The organism is Salinigranum salinum (assembly GCF_009176545.1).
GTDB classification, from domain to species: Archaea; Halobacteriota; Halobacteria; order Halobacteriales; family Haloferacaceae; genus Salinigranum; species Salinigranum salinum.
Window position 1 is genome coordinate 35,594 of the sequence record NZ_VTOJ01000001.1, and the last position, 16,562, is coordinate 52,155.

Below are 16,562 nucleotides of genomic sequence, written 5' to 3' on the forward strand. Positions count from 1 at the left end.
AACCGCATGGGCCTGTTCGACTCCATTCGGTCGATCTTCGGCACCAGCGCCGAGGCCGACGCGACCCGCGCGGCCGACCCAGAGGACCTCTTCGGGATGTCGACAGCGTACCTCACGATGGCGGCCGACCTCGGCTGTCCCTCGGCCGGTGAGGCCGCGCTCTGCTTCTCCAACGTCGACTCGACCGACTTCGCATCCACGGTAGAGGAGGTCGAGACCATCCTCGATGCGGGGAAGGAAGAGACCGGCACCGATCACTGGCGTCACAGCGACGACTACGGCTACCACTGGTTCGTTCTTCACGACGAGGACCCCGAGGATCTCGTCACGTCGGTGCACTTCGCCGCCGACGAGTTCGTCGAGCGCGGCTACGGCTCTCGGCTGCTGGCCGCGCTGTTCGCCTTCGAACGCGACGGCGACGACGGCGGCGGTCGGGACGGCTACGTCTACTGGGTGTACTCCTTCCGTCGGGGGGCGTACTACCCGTTCGTCCCCACCGGAACGAGTTCGCGCGACTCGAAACGGGAGTTCAAGCTCCAGGCCGTCCTCGACGGGGAGCTCACGGTCGAGGACGACGAGGGGTACTGGTACCCGCTCTGGCCCGACCGCGCCGGACAGCATCCCTGGGAGTGAGCTGGTTCCAGTCGAGTGGTCGTGAATCGACGAGCGAACGGTAGAACGATCGGGGCGGCGGCTCTCGACGACTCGCTGTCGGGCGAGAGCGATCGGCGAACGGTCCGTCGACCGGGCGGCGGACGCAGGTCCCGCCCACGTTCGCGGCACGCCGCGGCTCTCACTGCGACGGATCGGTCGGCTGCCCGCCCGTCGCCGCAACGCCTATTTCGTCCGATTCGCTATCCAACGCTGTGTCACGCGTCGACGTCTCTCCTCACTGGGCCTACCTGCTCGTCGCCGTCCAGTTCTCCTTCTTCGGCGCGCTCGGCGCGATCGCCGTCAGCCACTACACGGCGATGGAGACGCTGTTCGCCGTCGTCGCCGCGCTCCTCTACGTCCCCGTGGGGGCGCTCGGGATCGTCGGCCTGTACATGGACACCGACGCCATCCTCGCGTCGACCTGCGGGGCCGACTGGGCACCTGACCCGCTGCGGTATCTCCTCTGGGGGGGACTCCCCGCGTTCGTCGCGCTCTCGGCGCTCCTGTTCCCCGGCGCGTCCACGCCCTCCGTGGTGATGACCCGCTTCGTCTTCGTCCTGATCGGGAGCCTCGTGCTCTCGCCCGTCGCCTTCGGACCCGTCTACCTCTACCATCGGTTCCGCCGCGTCGGCCAGCCGTGGAGCCCCGCAGCTCACCTCCGGATCTGAGTCGGCTCCGGCTCGACGGAGCAGCCACTGAACTGACCTCGCGGGGCACGCGCTGACTCCACAGGGCTGTCCCGTGCCCGTTCCCCTTTGAACCCAGTGATCCCTCGCCAGTCGTCCCGTCGGAGTCGTTCGTTTTCACTTTCACATTGCTGTTAACGAGGCTTTATGTGCGATCGGGCGGAAGGGACGTGTACATGCCAGACGACGACCTCGAGTCCCTCCCCGGCGTGGGACCGGCGACGGCGGACAAACTAGTCGAAGCGGGCTTCGAGAGCTACCAGTCGATCGCGGTCGCGAGCCCCGCCGAGCTGTCGAACACGGCGGACATCGGCGACTCCACCGCGTCGGACATCATCAACGCCGCGCGGAAGACGGCGGACATCGGCGGCTTCGAGACCGGCGCGGCCGTACTCGAACGGCGCAAGCAGATCGGCAAGCTCTCGTGGCACGTCGACGAGGTCGACGACCTGCTCGGTGGCGGGCTCGAGACGCAGTCGATCACCGAGGTGTACGGCGAGTTCGGCGCGGGCAAGTCGCAGGTGACACACCAGATGGCGGTCAACGTCCAGCTCCCGACCGACGTCGGCGGCCTCCGGGGGAGCTGTATCTTCATCGACTCCGAGGACACGTTCCGTCCCGAGCGGATCGACGACATGGTCCGCGGGCTCGACGACGACGCGATCCAGGCGACGCTCGACGACCGCGAGATCGAGGGGTCGCCCGGCGACGAGGAGACGATGGAGGAACTGGTCAACAGCTTCCTCGACAGGATCCACGTCGCGAAGGCGTTCAACTCCAACCACCAGATCCTCCTCGCGCAGAAGGCCAAGGAGATCGCCTCCGAGCACGAGGACAGCGAGTGGCCCGTCCGGCTCCTGTGTGTGGACTCGCTGACGGCGCACTTCCGCGCCGAGTACGTCGGCCGTGGCCAGCTCGCGGACAGGCAGCAGAAGCTCAACAAACACCTCCACGACCTGATGCGCGTGGGCAACCTCTACAACAGCGTCGTCCTCGTCACCAACCAGGTCGCCTCCAACCCCGACTCGTACTTCGGCGACCCCACTCAGCCGATCGGCGGCAACATTCTCGGCCACACCTCCACGTTCAGAATGTACCTCCGCAAGTCGAAGGGCGACAAGCGGATCGTCCGGCTCGTCGACGCCCCCAACCTCCCCGACGGCGAGGCAGTCATGCGCGTCCAGGACGGCGGGCTCAAACCCGAGTGACGCGAACCTAGCCGCCGACAGCGCTCGGGCTCAGACCGAGTCGGTGAGACCCCCGTCGACCCGGATGTTCTGTCCCGTGACGTAGCTCGCCGCCGGCGAACACAGGTAGGCGACGGTGTCAGCGATCTCGTCCGTCCGCGCCGGTCGCTCCATCGGGATCTGCTCCCGGGTCTCGTCGTCCACCTCGTAGCTGTCGACGAACCCCGGGAGGACGGCGTTCATCCGGATCTCCGGTGCATAGCGGTCGGCGTAGAGCTTGGTGAACGCTCCGAGTCCGGCACGGAGCACCGACGAGACGGGGAAGTCCAGGCTCGGCTCGTACGCCGAGAACGTCGAGATGTTGACGAAGCTCCCCCCGTCGCCGTCGCGCATGACCGGCGTGACCAGTCGTGCCAGCCGGACGACGTTCAGCAGGACCAGATCCAACCCCGCGTGCCACTCCTCGTCGGCGATGTCGAGCAGGTCGCCCTTGGGGGGGTGGCCCGTGTTGTTCACCACGGCGTCGATGCGTCCGTACCGGTCGCGTGCGGCCTCGACCAGCGCGGCGAGGTCGTCGGCGTCCGTGACCGACCCCGCGAAGCCGACCCCGCCGAGCTCCTCGGCGACGTCGACCGCCGCCCCCGACTTCGACAACAGCACGGGGACGTAGCCGTCGGCCGCCAGTCGTCGCGCGCACGCCTCGCCGATCCCGCGTCCTGCCGCCGTCACGATGGCGACCTTCTCTGGGTCCATGATCGACGCTCGGTGGCGGCTCTCATAAATCGTCGGAACCCCGTCGAGGATCCGACGGTCGGGATTCGTGTCGCCGGTGTCGCCGGTTTCGTGATCTCGGTTTCGTGGTCGCCGGGTTCGTCGAGTGCTGTTTCCCAGTATCTTGGAACCTTTGCACAATATTATCTCCCGTCGGCGAGTTACTCCATCTGTAGTCATGAGCACACTCACTCCCGATACCACGATCGACTCGCGCGGTGCCGGCTGCCCCGGTCCTCTGATGGACCTCATCGGCAAGATCAAGAAGGCCGACTCGGGGACCGTCATCGAACTCCAGACCTCCGAGCGGAACTCGACGAACGACGTGCCCGAGTGGCTCGACAAGGCGGGCCACGAACTCCTCGACATCGTCGAACACGACGACTACTGGAGCATCTACGTCGAGGTCGCCTGACAGTTTCGTCGTCCCACCCATCCATCCACACATATGACACAAAACATCGTCATCGTCGGCGCTGGCACTGGCGGCTCGGTGCTGGCGAACCGGCTCGCGGACCGACTCGCCCCCGACATCGACGCGGGCGACGTCGAGGTAACGCTCGTCAACGAGAGCGAGAACCACGTGTACAAGCCGATCTGGCTGTACGTCGCCTTCGGCAAGCGCGACCCCGAAGACGGCGTGCGCCCGATCACAAAGCTCGTCGACCGTCGGGTCTCGCTGCGCTTCTCGCGCGTCGAGGCGATCGACACGGATCGAAAACGGCTCTCGCTGAACGGCGGCGACACGCTCGGATACGACTACCTCGTCCTGGCGACGGGCGCGCGCATCGTCCCCGACGAGGTCCCCGGCCTCGCCGAGGCGGGCCACGACTTCTACAGCGAGGAGGGCGCGCTCGCGCTCCGCGACGCACTGGCCGACTTCACCGAGGGGCACCTCGTGCTCTCGGTCGTGGGCACCCCCCACATGTGCCCCGCGGCACCGCTGGAGTTCGTCTTCATGGCCGACGACTGGTTCCGCCAGCGTGGCGTTCGAGAGCAGGTCGACATCACGTACACGTACCCGATCCAGCGCGTCCACGGCAAACCCACCATCGCCGAGTGGGCCGCCCCGCGGATGGACGAGCGCGACATCCGCGCCGAGACGTTCTTCAACGTCGAATCGGTCGACGTCGACGCACAGGTACTGCAGTCGATGGAGGGCGAAGAACTCGACTACGACCTGCTCGTCACCATCCCGCCGCACGACGGCGTGCCGATGATCCGCGAGGCGGGCCTCGGCGACGACGGCTGGGTCGCGGTCGACAGGAACACGCTCGAGGCGAAAGGCGCCGACGACGTCTTCGCGCTCGGTGACGCGACGGACGTGCCCGCGCCGAAGGCCGGCAGCGCCGCACACTACCAGGCGGGCGTCGTCGCCGACCGGCTCACCGCGCTGGTCCACGGCGGCGTCCCAACGGCGACGTACGACGGCAAGGTCGTCTGCTTCCTCGAGGCCGGTATGGACGAGGCGACGTTCGTCTCGTTCGACTACGCCAACGAACCGTACATGCGGCCGGAGTCGCGCCCGGTCCACTGGGCGAAGCTCGCGTACAACGAGTCGTACTGGCTCACGGCCAGGGGGCTCCTCTGAGGGGGTGACGGTGTATGAGTGAATCATCCGAGACCACGCGGGAGGCGCTCGACGCCTCCGCGTACGACTCGCTCGAGGCAGCCATCGCGGAGAACCCCGACGCCGTCGCCGCGTTCGTCCGCCACCTCGACGCGGTGAACGAACTGCTCGACGTGGTCGCCCTGGGGACGTCGGCACTGGAAGACGACATGGTGGCCGAACTCGCGGGGACGGCCGCGACGCTCGCCGAGGCGGGCGACGGCCTCGCCACCGACGAGACCGTCAGACTCGCCACGCTCGTCGGCGAGAACGGCGACGAACTCGCCGATGCGTTAGAGACGCTGGTCACGTTCCAGCGCGCGGGGACGCTCGACGAACTCGTCGGGCTCGCCGACGCCCTGACGCTCCTGACGGCGGCGCTGGAGGACGACATGGTGGCCGAACTCGCCCGGACGGGGTCGCGGCTGGGCGAGGTCGCCGACGAGGCGGCCGATCCCGAGGCGGTTCGCGGACTCACGCGGCTGGTTCGGGCGGTCGGCGACGCCGAGACCGTCGAACACGACCGCGTCGGTGCCGTCGGTCTCCTGCGGGCGACGCGGGACCCCGAGGTGCAGGCGGGACTGGGCTACCTGCTGGCGCTCGCGCGCGCCGTCGGCCGCCAGCCCTGACCCGTCCGCGCGACCTTTACCGGTCGAGTACGTCCGGTCGAGCGATGCCCGCGACCGCCTCGGCGTCGGCGACGGCGTCGACGCCGACGATTGCACCGCTACCGTCCGGGGGACAGCCACGGCGGTCACCACCCGTTGACCCCACCGTGTCATCCAATCGATCCGACAGTTACGCCGACTGCCTGCCTCCCGTCGCCGCCCCCGTCACATGATGGTCACCACCCACGCCGTCGTCGGCGTCGCCGTGACGGCACCGCTGCTCGTCGTCGCCCCGGAGTTCGCTCCCGTCGCCGCGCTCGCGGGGTTCGCTGGCGGCGTCTTCCCCGACCTCGACCTCCTCGTCGGGACCCACCGGAAGACGCTCCACTTCCCCGTCGTCGGCTGGATCGTCGCGCTCCCCGCAGTCGCCCTCGCCACGCTCGCGCCGTCGTCGGCGACCGTCGCGGTCGCGGCGTTTCTCGTCGCGGGCGCCGTCCACGCGGGGATGGACGCGTTCGGGGCCGGCGAGGAGATGCGTCCGTGGGAGCGAACCAGCACGGACGCGGTGTACTTCCACCTCCGGAGACGGTGGTTCCGTGCGCGCTACTGGGTGCCATACGACGGCTCCGCTCGCGACCTCGGCCTGACGCTCGTCGGCGCGCTCCCGGGACTCGTCCTCTTCTCGGGGAGCGTCCGACTGCTCTGTGCGGCCGCGGTCGCCGTCGCAGTCCCCTACACCCTGCTCAGAAAACGGCTCCCGCCGTACTTCGAACGGATCGTCTGAGCCGCGTCCGCGTCGCGTCCGCGTCGCGTCGTGATCCCGGCTCCGACCGCCGCGACGGTCGTGCCCGTGACGTTCACACCGCGCGACAGCTTTACCCCGAACCACCCCTACGTGCGGTTATGCACGTGCAGACCGTGGTTTCGGAGGGTCGTCGGTGACCGCCGAGAGCGGAGCCGAGGCCGGTCGCGGGAGCGATCACTCGGGCCGGCAGGTCCGGTTCGTCGCCCCGGGTCGTGTGGAGGTCACTCGCATGCCGGTCGAGACTCCCGACGACGACGAGGTGCGGGTCGAGACGACGCTGTCGGCCATCAGCCCGGGGACCGAACTCCTCGTCTACCGCGACCAGGTCCCCGACGACATGCCGATCGACGAGACCATCGACTCGCTCAACGGCGCCGCCACCTACCCGCTCTCGTACGGCTACGCCACCGTGGGCACGGTCACGGCCGCGGGCGGGGGCGTCGACGACGAGTGGATCGGTCGCCGCGTCTTCGCCTTTCACCCCCACGCCAGTCACTTCTGCGTCCCACCGGAGGCGCTCGTCCGCGTCCCGCCGGGCGTCGCCGACGAGGACGCCGTCCTCCTCGCGATGGTCGAGACCGCCGTGAGCCTCGTCATGGACGGCGATCCCAACATCGGCGAGCGCGTGGCGGTGTTCGGCCAGGGCGTCGTCGGCCTCCTCACGACCGCACTGCTCGCGCGCTTTCCGCTCTCTCGACTGGTCACGTTCGACCACTGCGAGAGCCGCCGAGAGCGCTCGCGGGCGCTCGGTGCCGACGCGAGTCGCCCACCCGACGACGCCGGGGAGGCCTTCGAGACGGGTGACGGCCGCGCCGACCTCGCGTACGAGGTGTCGGGGAACCCGGCGGCGCTCGACGCGGCCATCGCCACCACCGGCGACGACGGCCGGGTCGTCGTCGGCTCGTGGTACGGCTCCAAACGGACCACGCTCGACCTCGGCGGACGCTTCCACCGGAGCCACATCCGCCTGCAGTCCAGTCAGGTCTCGCGGGTCGACACCGACCACGCGGGCCGGTGGGACAAGGAGCGCCGGCTGGATCTCGTGGTCGACCTCCTCTCGGAGCTCGGCCCTTCGGAGCTGGTGACCCACCGCTTGCCCGTCGAAGACGCCCCCCGGGCGTACCGGCTCCTCGATCAGACGCCCGAGGAGGCGTTGCAGGTGCTCCTGGAGTACTGAGACGCGGCGGACCGACGCACAACGGACGGGATCCGACAGCACCCCACAGCCCACCGGTTCCGTGAGCAGTGGCGAGACCTAAGCTTTCAAATCGCGCACCCGCCTCTACCCGGTATGAAGCTGATCGCGTTCGACTTCGACGGGACGCTCTCCGAGTCGGAGATGACGGTGTTGCTCGGCGAACGGGAGGGAGTCGCCGACGAGATGGCACGGATCACGGAGCGGGCGATGAACGACGAACTCTCGTACGCGGCGAGCCTGCGCGAACGGGCGTCGTTGCTGGAGGGTCTGGAGGAAGAGCGCGCCGAGGAGGCGTACGGCGAGGTCACGCTCCGGCCCGGAGCCGCGGATCTCCTCCGCCGACTCGACGACTACGGCCACCACGTCGCGATCCTGACCGGCGGGTTCGAGCGAGGTGTCGTACGCGCACTGGAACGGGAGGGCGTCCGCGACGCGGTCGACACCATCGTCTCGAACCGTCTCCCGGTCCGGGGCGGGCGGCTCACCGGCGACGTGGAGGGACCACTCGTCGAGGGAACGAAGGACCGCGAACTCGAACGGTTGTCCGAAGAACTCGGCGTGAAGCCGGGCAAGACCGTCGCCGTCGGTGACGGCGCCAACGACCTCCCGATGCTCGAGGTGGCCGGTCTCGCCGTCGGCTACCTCCCCAAACCGGCCGTCCGCCCACACTGCGACGTCGTCGTCGCGTCGATGGACCGCCTCGCGCAGGTGTTCGAAGAGCGCGGGCTCCTGCGAGCCACGGCGACCGAGGAGTGAGGGACGTCACCGCCGACGTCGGGACGTGGGGGCCAGGGGGGCCAGCGTCGCTGCCGGCGTCGTCACCACCGCCGTCGTCACCACCGCCGTCGTCACCACCGCCGCCGTCACGACGTCCGGCCCCGTGCCACGTCCCGACTGAGCCGCTGGAGGTGGAGGTAGCCGACGCCGCTGATGACGAGCAAAACGACGGTGAGGGTGGCGTAGCCGACGAGCAGGACGTCGACCGACACCGGCGGAGCGAGGCCGGGTGCCCCGTCGGGCGTCGTGTTCCACGTCCGCACCGCGAGGACGACGAGGCCGACGTAGCCGGCGGCGACCGAGACGACGAGCGCGATGGTCGGGATCTCGTTCAGGTCGAAGTCGGCGACCTCGATCCGCGGGATGTCGCCGAACACCCCGTGACGCGACGCCCAGTCGTACAGCGGCTCCTCTTCACCGAGTCCGCTTTCGACCCGGACGAGGTGGTGGTTGAGGTAGAGGATCTTCACCGTCGATTTGAGGCCGTCCATCGCCACGACGCCGTACAGGAGCGGCGTGAGCGCGATGAATCGCAGGTCGCCGGAGACGATCGCGAAGCCGAAGACGACCGCGACCAGGAGACCGCCGCGCGTCGCCCGTGTCATGCGTGCGGTTCGCTCGCGTTCGAGTTTCCGGTGCAGGAGTTCGTACAGCCGGACACGAAGCTCCACCGCCTCCCCTGTGGCTCGGGTCTCACCCGCCATGGCCACGGGTTCTCCGCGCAGGGGTGTTAAGTATCGGGGCCGTCGCCGTCCGGCGAGAACCGGACCGGCGTCGACGTCGACGCCCTCGATCCTGACGTTTGGTCGACACGACGGACCCTCATATGTCCGTGTCAACGCTCAAGCACACACCCGCCTTCACCACAGTCGAGGCACCGCCGACCCCTCTCCCCCCCCCATCGTACTACCGGGGTACGCGGTTCCTCGTAAGGGAACTCCCCCCTTTTGTGGATAGACACCCACGACGACGGAGACCGACGGGTCTCCGGTCCCTGGTCCCCGGTCTCCGGTAGACGGATCACGGGCAGCGCCAGTCAGCGCGGCGACGGTAGTTCGGCAGCCCCACCGACCGTTCGGCAGCCCACTCGACGGCTCGCCAGTCCAGTCGACCGTTCGGGGGGGCGGGGGCGGGAGATCAGCCGGAGGGCGTCAGCGATTGAGCGTGTGGATCGCCTGGCCGAGCGCGTTCTCGCACGCTTCCATCGTCGCCTCGGCGAGCGTCGGGTGGGTGTGGATCGTCGCCGCCACGTCCTCCAGCGTGGCACCCATCTCGACGGCGAGCGCGAGTTCGGCGACGAGTTCCGACGCCTCGGGGCCGACGATCTGTCCCCCGAGGACGAACCCCGTCTCCTCGTCGGCGACGACGCGGACGAACCCGTCGGTGTGTCCCGTCGTCAGCGCGCGCCCCGACGCGTTGAAGGGCATCTGCCCGACGACGGGGTCGAAGCCCGCCTCCGCGGCCTCCGCCTCGGTCATGCCCACCGTACCGATCTCGGGGTCGGTGAACACCGCCGCGGGGATCGCCTGATAGTCCAGCCCCACCGGTTCGCCGGCGATAGCCTCCGCGGCGACGATCCCCTCCTTCGAGCCGACGTGTGCCAGCATCGGTTCCCCGGCGACGTCGCCGACGGCGAAGATCGAGTCGACGTTCGTCCGTGCCTGCTCGTCGGTGGTGACGAAGCCGCGGTCGTCCGTCTCGACGCCTGCGGCCTCGAGGTCGAGCGTGTCCGAGACGGGTTCGCGCCCGACCGCGACCAGCACCCAGTCGGCGGCGTACTCGGTGCGCTCGCCGTCGTCGGTCTCGGTCGCGACGACGATGCCGCCGTCGGTGCCGTCGCGCCACTCCGTCGCACCCTCGCCGAAGTGGAAGTCGACGCCCAGTTCCTCGGCGCGCTTCCTGACCACGCGCGCGACGTCGTCCTCGTAGCCCGGGAGGACGTCGTCGAGCATCTCGACCACCGTGACGTCGGCCCCGAGTTTGGCGAAGACCGTCGACAGCTCCATCCCGATGTAGCCCGCCCCGACGACGACGAGGCGGTCGGGGACGGTCTCGAGCGCGAGCGCGTCGCGCGAGGAGAGCACGGGCAGGTCGTCGAACGAGAAGCCGGGGATCTCCATCGGCCGCGATCCCGTCGCGACGATGGCGTGCTCGAACTCGATGCTCTCGGAGCCCTGCCCCTCGCCGCCGTGGGCGACCCGGACCTTGTTCGGCCCGTCGAACCGGGCGACCCCCTCGACGAGGTTGACGCCGTTGGCCTTGCAGAGTTTCTCGACGCCGCTCGTCAACCGATCGACGACGCCGTCCTTCCAGTCGCGCATCCCCGCCATGTCGACGACCGGATCGGCGTGGATGCCCATCTCCTCGGCGTGGCCGGCCCGGTGGGCGAGCCCCGTCGCCGTGATGTACGCCTTCGAGGGGATGCAGCCGTGGTTGAGGCAGGTGCCGCCGTACGCGTCGCGCTCGACGAGCGTCGTGTCGAGTCCCTTCTGGGCGGCGCGGATGGCGGCGACGTAGCCGCCCGGGCCGGCACCGATGACCAGTACTTCGGTCCCTGTGGAGATGTCTCCGACGACCATGGTCCGGTCTTCCCGCCCACCGAGTTAAAATGACGCCACGCGGCAGGGTTCGCTCTCGGCGTCGACTGCGCCGGACAGGTCGGCCGTGACTCGGCTGTCTCCGTCGAGTATCCACGCGAGAAGTTCGTGCCCATCACGCTACTCGGCGTGCGGTGGCGCGCGGCGTCGCGTGGGCTCGTCCGCGCGGCCCGCGAGCGAGGGACGAGCGACCGAACGAGCACCGCGAACGAGGGAATCGAATCGGCTTGGGGAGGGCCGTGGCTTCAGCGCCCCGGCGACCGTCTCTGTGCGCTGTTCGTCCCGCTCGCAGACACCGTGTCTCCGGAACAGCGTGACTCCGTCCTCGTCGGTCAGCCGAAACCTCGCCGCCGCCACCGACCGGAGTGTCTGGCAGCCGATTGTGAGGACGGTCGTTGCTGAATGCAGGGTGCGTACCGGCACGTCAGGACCGGTGGATCCGTTTTATTTAGCTGGTACACTGACGTCTCGGTATGGTGATCTCGACGGAGTCCGCGTGGGGAGAAATCGCCGAGGAGTTCGCCAAGGAGTATCCGGATGCAGTGGTCTACGCCGACCGGGAACAGGAGGTCGTGCTACACGACGGAGCGCTGCGACTGCTGATGAACGGGTGGGTCGAACTGCCGTCCGGGCGTCTTCTCTCCCCTGACGCCGTCCATCACATCGATCCAACCCCCGGGCGAGATCGATAGCGCATCGTCATCTGCTGCAGACGTTCTCCGTGCTCACGACGCTGCTCCCCCCGGCTGTCGAAAAAACCGGCAGAACGAGGTGAGAGACTCACCCGGTCACAACAGCAACAGCCGCGGGTTCTCCAGATACTCGATGACGCGGTTGGTGAACCGGGCGGCCTCCGCGCCGTCGACGACGCGGTGGTCGATCGACAGCGACAGCGGCAGGGTGTGCCGGGCGACGACCTCGCCGTCCTCCACCACCGGCCGCTGTTCGATCGCGCCCAGCCCCAGAATCGCCACCTCGGGGTAGTTGATGATCGGCGTGGCGTACTCGCCGCCGATGGCGCCGAAGTTGGTGAGCGTGAACGTGCTCCCCTGCATCTCCGTGCGCGAGATCGACCGATCGCGGGCCCGCTCGACCAGTCCTCCGAGGTCGGAGGCGATCTCGACCGCACCCTTCCTGTCGACGTCGCGGACGACGGGGACCATCAGCCCCGCGTCGGTGGCGACGGCGACGCCGAAGTGGTACTCCTTGCGGTAGACGATCTCCTCCGCCTCCTCGTCGAGCGTCGCGTTCAGCATCGGGAACTCCTGCAGCGCCTTGAGCACGGCTTTCATTACGAACGGCATGTAGGTGAGCGAGACGCCACGCTCCTCGGCGTGGGGTTTCAGCTCCGCGCGCAGGGCGACGAGGTCGTCCACGACAGCCGTGTCGTGGTGGGCGACGTGCGGCGCGGTGAACTTCGAGCGCTGCATCTGCTCGCCGATCGTCCGGCGGACGCCGCGGTACGGGATCCGCTCGTCCGCGTCCCCTTCGGCGGCTCCAGCGTCCGTCGTCGCGGGCGGTTCCGCGCCCGTTCCCGTCTCGGATACGGGTTCGACGGCGGTGACGGTCTCCCCGTCCCCGGTCGCGTCCGCGGAGACGGCGGCCGCGTCGGCCGCCTGCGCCGCCCGCTGAGCGTCGGCGTACGCCCGGACGTCGTCGGGGGTGACGAACGCCTCGCCGTCGCGCTGCTCGGACGCGGGGACGTCGTCGAGGTCGACGCCCTCCTCGTCGGCGAGCTTTCGGGTCGCGGGTGCGGCCAGCGTCCGGTCGCGGTCCGCGGGCTCCGGACCCATCGTCGTCCCGGCAGCGGTGTCGGCGTCGGTCGGTTCGGTCGCGTCCGTCTCGTCACTCTCGTTGCCCCGCGACGTCGCCGAGCGACCGCTGAAACTCACCGCGGCGGGGCCCGTACCCGCGCCGTCGCCGTCGGCGGTCTCGTCCGTCTCGTCGGCCGCTGCCGCCGCTCGCACGTCGCCCTCGGTGATCCGTCCGCCGGGACCGCTCCCGTCGACCGTCGCGAGGTCGATCCCCTCCTCGCGCGCCAGGCGGCGAACGCTCGGCGGGGCGAACACCCGTGCGGCCGGTTCGGGCTCGTCGGCGTCTCCGTCTCCATCTCCGGTCTCGGCCTCGGTCTCGATCTCGGGCGTCGCCGCGCCCGCGTCGGCGTCGCTGTCCTCACGCTCGGCGTCGTCCTCGTCCTCGTCGGGGACGTCGAACGTGATGAGAACCGCGCCGACCGGGACGATCTCGCCTTCCTCGGCCCGCAGTTCCGCCACGGTTCCGTCGTACGGCGACGGCACCTCGACGAGCGCCTTGTCGGTCTCGACCTCGGCGACGACCTGGTCCTCGGTCACGCTGTCCCCGGGTTCGACGTGCCACGCGACCAGTTCGCCCTCTGCGACTCCTTCGCCGACGTCGGGTAGTTTGAACTCCTGGATCATGAGAACTCGACCGCCTCCCTGATGCCGTCCTCGATGCGAGCCACCGACGGCAGGTAGTAGTCCTCCAGCGCGTACAGCGGGTAGGGGACGTCGTAGCCGGTCACCCGGACGACGGGCGCCTCCTGGTAGACGAGCGCCTCCTCCTGGATGGTGGCGGTGATCTCCCCCGCGAGGCCGCCCGACCGCGGTGCCTCGTGGACCACGCACGCCCGGCCCGTCTTCTTGAACGAGTCGACGATCGCCTCGCGGTCGAGTGGGGAGACCGTCCGGAGGTCGACCACCTCGCAGTCGATTCCCGCCTCCTCCGAGAGATTCTCCGCCGCCTCCAGCGTGCGGGGCGTCATCGCCCCGTAGACGAAGACGGAGACGTCGGTCCCCTCCCGTCGGATCTGCGCCTCGCCGATCGGCACCGTGTACGCCTCCTCGGGGACGTCGCCGCGGAACGCGCGGTAGATGAGCTTCGGTTCGAGGAACACGACGGGGTCGGGGTCGCGGATCGCGGAGATGAGGAGACCCTTGGTGTCGTACGGCGTCGAGGGGATTACCACCTTCAGGCCGGCCTCGTGCGCGTAGAACGCCTCCTTCGACTCGGAGTGGTGTTCGGGCGCGCGGATCCCGCCTCCGTAGGGGGCGCGGATGACGAGCGGGCAGGTGTACCGGCCCCGCGAGCGAGTGCGGAGGCGGGCGGCGTGCGAGACGATCTGATCGAACGCGGGGTACATGAAGCCGGAGAACTGGATCTCCGGGACGGGCTTGAGGCCGTAGGCGGCCATCCCGATGGCGGTGCCGACGATGCCCGACTCGGCCAGCGGCGTGTCGATGACGCGCTCGCCGCCGAACTCGTCGTACAGGCCCTCGGTCGCGCGGAAGACGCCGCCGTTCCTCCCGACGTCCTCCCCGAGGACGATCACGTCGTCGTCGCGTTGCATCTCGGTGTAGAGACCGTCCCGTACCGCCTGGACCAGGGTGAGGTTCTGCGTCTGTGAGTTGGTGCTCATGATGGGTTACTCGGAGAGGAACTCCTCGTCGCCGAGTCGCTCGCGCAGCGCGGTGAACGACTCGTACTGTCGGTCGAGGTCGGGCGTCCGTTCGGCGTAGACGTGGTCGAACATCTCCTCGGGGTCGGGGCGGGGCGTCGACTCGGCCGTCTCGATGGCTTCGGCCACCGCCTCTTGGACCTCGCGTTCGATCCGCTCGACGTCGTCGTCGTCGAGCCGTCCAGTGTCGCGGAGGAACGTCTCCAGCCGCGGGATGGGGTCTTTCCGCTTCCACCGTTCGACCTCGTCGCTGTCGCGGTACACCGTGGGGTCGTCGGCGGTGGTGTGGGCACCGAAGCGGTACTGGACCGCCTCGATCAGCGTCGGCCGCAGTTCGCCGGGGTCGTCGGCCTTGGCCTTCTCGACGGCGGCTCGCGTCACCTGGTACACCGCCAGGGGGTCCATCCCGTCGACCTGGACCCCCTGGAAGCCGTACGCCGTCGCCTTCTGGGCGATCGTCTCCGAGGCGGTCTGTCGCTCTCTGGGGACTGAAATCGCCCACTGGTTGTTGTTGCAGAAGAACACCGTGGGCGTGTCGAAGACGCCGGCGAAGTTCATCGCCTCGTGCGTGTCCCCCTCCGACGATCCGCCGTCACCGAAGTAGACGATGAACGCCTCGTCGTTGCCCTTCATCCGTGCGGCCCACGCCGCCCCGACCGCGTGTAGTGTCTGGGTGGCGATGGGAACTGCCGCCGGGAACGTGTTCACGTCCGGGGGTGCCTCGTTGCCGCGCTCGGTCCCCATCCAGTACAGGAGGATGCGGTCGAGCGGGAAGCCGCGGCAGTGGAGCGCCCCGTGCTCGCGGTACGACGGGAAGAGCCAGTCATCCTCGTCGAGCGCGTGGGCGCTGGCGACCTGGGCCCCTTCCTGGCCCGACAGCGGCGGGTACGTCCCCATCCGTCCCTGACGCTGGAGGCTCACCGCGCGGGTGTCGAAGTGCCGGGCGAGTTTCATCTCGCGGTAGATCGACAGCAGCGTCTCGTCGTCCACGTCGGGAACGTCGCCGACGACGGTGCCGTCTTCGTCGAGGACGCGTACCTGATCCCGCGGGTCGCGCTGTAGCACGCTCACGGTCTGACCCTCCTGTGCATGCGAAGTGGGTCACCTCCCTGCCGTATAGTGTTTTCGTAGATTAATCAGGCAGAATCGGGAGCCGGTCGGCTCCGACGATCCGCCCGCGGCAACCGGGGGAGTGCGCCGACCGTCTCGCGGCCTCTCAGTCGGCGGCGCGGGCGGTCTGCCGCGCCTCCTCGACCGTGCGTCCCTCGCGGATCAGCGCGTCGACGAACAGTTCCCCCGCCTTGTACGACGAGCGGACCATCGGCCCCGACGCGCAGTAGAGGAAGTCGAGTTCCTCCTCGGCGACCCGACGCCACGTGTCGAACGCGTCGGGGTGGACGTAGTCGTAGACGTCGAGGTGCGAACGCGAGGGCTGGAGGTACTGGCCGAGAGTGACGACGTCGACGTCGGCCTCGCGCAGATCGGAGAGCGTCTGGTACACCTCGTGGGCGTACTCGCCCAGCCCCAGCATGATCGACGTCTTGGTGTAGATGTCGGACTCGGCGGTGACCAGTTCGAGCACCGACAGCGACTGCTCGTAGCCGGCGCGGCGGTCGCGGACGGGCCACTGGAGGCGTTCGACTGTCTCGACGTTGTGGGCGATCACGTCGGGCTGAGCGTCGATGATCTTCCGGACCAGTTCGGGCTCCCCCTGGAAGTCCGGGATGAGCACCTCGACGAGGATCGAGGGGTCGCGCTCCTTGATCGCGCGGATCGTCCGCGCGAAGTGGGCCGCGCCCTGGTCGGGGAGGTCGTCGCGGTCGACCGAGGTGAGGACGACGTAGTCGAGGCCGATCTCGGCGACCGCGTCGGCGACGTTCGCCGGCTCGTCGGGATCGAGCGCCTCCATTCCTCCCGTCTGGACGTCGCAGAAGTTACACCCACGCGAGCAGCGGTCGCCCATCAACATGAACGTCGCCGTCCCGGGACCGTCGCGACCCGACCAGCACTCCCCCAGGTTGGGACAGTTCGCCTCCTCGCAGACGGTGTGGAGGTTCCGGTCCCGGAGTTCGCGTTTGATCTCGGTGAACCGCTGGCCCGACGGCGGTCGCATCTTCAGCCAGTCGGGTTTGCGGCGGTGCCCACGGTTCCCGCTCATACCACTCGGTTGGACCGGGTGGTGAAAAACGTGCGGT

18 protein-coding genes are annotated in these 16,562 nt (G+C 69.1%); 10 read left to right on the forward strand and 8 right to left on the reverse strand.

Annotated elements, in window-relative coordinates; all coding sequences use genetic code 11:
- The first annotated feature begins 6 nt into the window (after window positions 1-6).
- The 3 genes from pspAB to radA all read left to right on the forward strand — a co-directional run bounded on the left by pspAB (window position 7) and on the right by radA (window position 2,548).
- Window positions 7-633 carry a PspA-associated protein PspAB gene (gene pspAB / locus FZP69_RS00145; protein ID WP_152039379.1) on the forward strand — a complete coding sequence of 209 codons (627 nt, stop codon included), beginning with the start codon at window positions 7-9 and terminating at the stop codon, window positions 631-633.
- A 233-nt stretch (window positions 634-866) separates the two neighbouring features.
- Window positions 867-1,322, forward strand: coding sequence for a hypothetical protein (locus FZP69_RS00150; protein ID WP_152039380.1), 456 nt, complete (start codon window positions 867-869; stop codon window positions 1,320-1,322).
- Window positions 1,323-1,516: 194 nt separating this feature from the next.
- The gene (radA, locus tag FZP69_RS00155; protein ID WP_152039381.1) at window positions 1,517-2,548 is read left to right on the forward strand and encodes a DNA repair and recombination protein RadA; all 1,032 of its coding nucleotides are present in this window, start codon (window positions 1,517-1,519) and stop codon (window positions 2,546-2,548) included.
- Window positions 2,549-2,578: 30 nt separating this feature from the next.
- Here radA and FZP69_RS00160 read toward each other — a convergent pair whose 3' ends face one another.
- Complete coding sequence (locus FZP69_RS00160; protein ID WP_152039382.1) at window positions 2,579-3,280, reverse strand: SDR family oxidoreductase; 702 nt, start codon at window positions 3,278-3,280, stop codon at window positions 2,579-2,581.
- A gap of 196 nt (window positions 3,281-3,476) precedes the next feature.
- Here FZP69_RS00160 and FZP69_RS00165 point away from each other — a divergent pair, with 196 nt between their 5' ends.
- The 3 genes from FZP69_RS00165 to FZP69_RS00175 are packed head-to-tail and all read left to right on the forward strand — an operon-like array spanning window position 3,477 to window position 5,536.
- Window positions 3,477-3,713, forward strand: a complete 237-nt coding sequence (locus FZP69_RS00165; RefSeq protein WP_152039383.1) for a sulfurtransferase TusA family protein — start codon at window positions 3,477-3,479, stop codon at window positions 3,711-3,713.
- Between the two features lie 33 nt (window positions 3,714-3,746).
- Window positions 3,747-4,889, forward strand: coding sequence for an NAD(P)/FAD-dependent oxidoreductase (locus tag FZP69_RS00170; protein WP_152039384.1), 1,143 nt, complete (start codon window positions 3,747-3,749; stop codon window positions 4,887-4,889).
- 14 nt (window positions 4,890-4,903) lie between these two features.
- Window positions 4,904-5,536 (forward strand): DUF1641 domain-containing protein, encoded by a 633-nt coding sequence (locus FZP69_RS00175; RefSeq protein WP_152039385.1) that lies wholly within the window; start codon window positions 4,904-4,906, stop codon window positions 5,534-5,536.
- 16 nt (window positions 5,537-5,552) lie between these two features.
- Here the strand turns inward: FZP69_RS00175 and FZP69_RS23160 are convergent, their stop codons facing one another.
- Window positions 5,553-5,681, reverse strand: coding sequence for a hypothetical protein (locus FZP69_RS23160; protein ID WP_275689327.1), 129 nt, complete (start codon window positions 5,679-5,681; stop codon window positions 5,553-5,555).
- 63 nt (window positions 5,682-5,744) lie between these two features.
- Between FZP69_RS23160 and FZP69_RS00180 the strand changes: the two genes are divergently transcribed.
- The 3 genes from FZP69_RS00180 (at window position 5,745) to serB (ending at window position 8,274) form a co-directional block, all read left to right on the forward strand.
- Complete coding sequence (locus FZP69_RS00180; RefSeq protein ID WP_152039386.1) at window positions 5,745-6,299, forward strand: metal-dependent hydrolase; 555 nt, start codon at window positions 5,745-5,747, stop codon at window positions 6,297-6,299.
- Window positions 6,300-6,549: 250 nt separating this feature from the next.
- Complete coding sequence (locus FZP69_RS00185) at window positions 6,550-7,497, forward strand: zinc-dependent alcohol dehydrogenase (protein ID WP_152039387.1); 948 nt, start codon at window positions 6,550-6,552, stop codon at window positions 7,495-7,497.
- A gap of 114 nt (window positions 7,498-7,611) precedes the next feature.
- Window positions 7,612-8,274, forward strand: a complete 663-nt coding sequence (gene serB / locus FZP69_RS00190; protein ID WP_152039388.1) for a phosphoserine phosphatase SerB — start codon at window positions 7,612-7,614, stop codon at window positions 8,272-8,274.
- 107 nt (window positions 8,275-8,381) lie between these two features.
- Here serB and FZP69_RS00195 read toward each other — a convergent pair whose 3' ends face one another.
- A complete protein-coding gene (locus FZP69_RS00195; RefSeq protein ID WP_152039389.1) occupies window positions 8,382-8,999 on the reverse strand; it encodes a hypothetical protein in 618 nt (205 codons plus the stop codon).
- A gap of 447 nt (window positions 9,000-9,446) precedes the next feature.
- Window positions 9,447-10,874: a dihydrolipoyl dehydrogenase gene (gene lpdA, locus FZP69_RS00200; protein WP_152039390.1), complete on the reverse strand. Its 1,428-nt coding sequence runs from the start codon at window positions 10,872-10,874 to the stop codon at window positions 9,447-9,449.
- A 491-nt stretch (window positions 10,875-11,365) separates the two neighbouring features.
- On the opposite strand from lpdA, the gene FZP69_RS00205 reads away from it, so the two are divergent.
- The gene (locus FZP69_RS00205; protein ID WP_152039391.1) at window positions 11,366-11,584 is read left to right on the forward strand and encodes a hypothetical protein; all 219 of its coding nucleotides are present in this window, start codon (window positions 11,366-11,368) and stop codon (window positions 11,582-11,584) included.
- Between the two features lie 96 nt (window positions 11,585-11,680).
- Here the strand turns inward: FZP69_RS00205 and FZP69_RS00210 are convergent, their stop codons facing one another.
- From FZP69_RS00210 to lipA, 4 genes are all read right to left on the reverse strand, one after another.
- Window positions 11,681-13,330: a 2-oxo acid dehydrogenase subunit E2 gene (locus tag FZP69_RS00210; RefSeq protein WP_152039392.1), complete on the reverse strand. Its 1,650-nt coding sequence runs from the start codon at window positions 13,328-13,330 to the stop codon at window positions 11,681-11,683.
- Entirely contained in the window at window positions 13,327-14,328 is a 1,002-nt protein-coding gene (locus tag FZP69_RS00215) for an alpha-ketoacid dehydrogenase subunit beta (protein WP_152039393.1), read from the reverse strand. The genes FZP69_RS00210 and FZP69_RS00215 overlap by 4 nt, the downstream gene beginning before the upstream one ends.
- Before the next feature lie 6 nt (window positions 14,329-14,334).
- On the reverse strand, window positions 14,335-15,438 hold the full coding sequence (pdhA, locus tag FZP69_RS00220; RefSeq protein WP_152039394.1) for a pyruvate dehydrogenase (acetyl-transferring) E1 component subunit alpha: 1,104 nt from the start codon (window positions 15,436-15,438) through the stop codon (window positions 14,335-14,337).
- 145 nt (window positions 15,439-15,583) lie between these two features.
- Window positions 15,584-16,525 carry a lipoyl synthase gene (gene lipA, locus FZP69_RS00225; RefSeq protein ID WP_152039395.1) on the reverse strand — a complete coding sequence of 314 codons (942 nt, stop codon included), beginning with the start codon at window positions 16,523-16,525 and terminating at the stop codon, window positions 15,584-15,586.
- Window positions 16,526-16,562 lie beyond the last annotated feature (37 nt).

Bases quoted from the DNA above. Each gene is read 5' to 3' on its own strand.
- pspAB (WP_152039379.1), top strand. From the start codon at position 7: ATGGGCCTGTTCGACTCCATTCGGTCGATCTTCGGCACCAGCGCCGAG.
- radA (WP_152039381.1), top strand. From the start codon at position 1,517: ATGCCAGACGACGACCTCGAGTCCCTCCCCGGCGTGGGACCGGCGACG.
- FZP69_RS00160 (WP_152039382.1), bottom strand. From the start codon at position 3,280: ATGGACCCAGAGAAGGTCGCCATCGTGACGGCGGCAGGACGCGGGATC.
- FZP69_RS00165 (WP_152039383.1), top strand. From the start codon at position 3,477: ATGAGCACACTCACTCCCGATACCACGATCGACTCGCGCGGTGCCGGC.
- FZP69_RS00170 (WP_152039384.1), top strand. From the start codon at position 3,747: ATGACACAAAACATCGTCATCGTCGGCGCTGGCACTGGCGGCTCGGTG.
- FZP69_RS00175 (WP_152039385.1), top strand. From the start codon at position 4,904: ATGAGTGAATCATCCGAGACCACGCGGGAGGCGCTCGACGCCTCCGCG.
- FZP69_RS00180 (WP_152039386.1), top strand. From the start codon at position 5,745: ATGATGGTCACCACCCACGCCGTCGTCGGCGTCGCCGTGACGGCACCG.
- FZP69_RS00185 (WP_152039387.1), top strand. From the start codon at position 6,550: ATGCCGGTCGAGACTCCCGACGACGACGAGGTGCGGGTCGAGACGACG.
- serB (WP_152039388.1), top strand. From the start codon at position 7,612: ATGAAGCTGATCGCGTTCGACTTCGACGGGACGCTCTCCGAGTCGGAG.
- FZP69_RS00195 (WP_152039389.1), bottom strand. From the start codon at position 8,999: ATGGCGGGTGAGACCCGAGCCACAGGGGAGGCGGTGGAGCTTCGTGTC.
- lpdA (WP_152039390.1), bottom strand. From the start codon at position 10,874: ATGGTCGTCGGAGACATCTCCACAGGGACCGAAGTACTGGTCATCGGT.
- FZP69_RS00205 (WP_152039391.1), top strand. From the start codon at position 11,366: ATGGTGATCTCGACGGAGTCCGCGTGGGGAGAAATCGCCGAGGAGTTC.
- FZP69_RS00210 (WP_152039392.1), bottom strand. From the start codon at position 13,330: ATGATCCAGGAGTTCAAACTACCCGACGTCGGCGAAGGAGTCGCAGAG.
- FZP69_RS00215 (WP_152039393.1), bottom strand. From the start codon at position 14,328: ATGAGCACCAACTCACAGACGCAGAACCTCACCCTGGTCCAGGCGGTA.
- lipA (WP_152039395.1), bottom strand. From the start codon at position 16,525: ATGAGCGGGAACCGTGGGCACCGCCGCAAACCCGACTGGCTGAAGATG.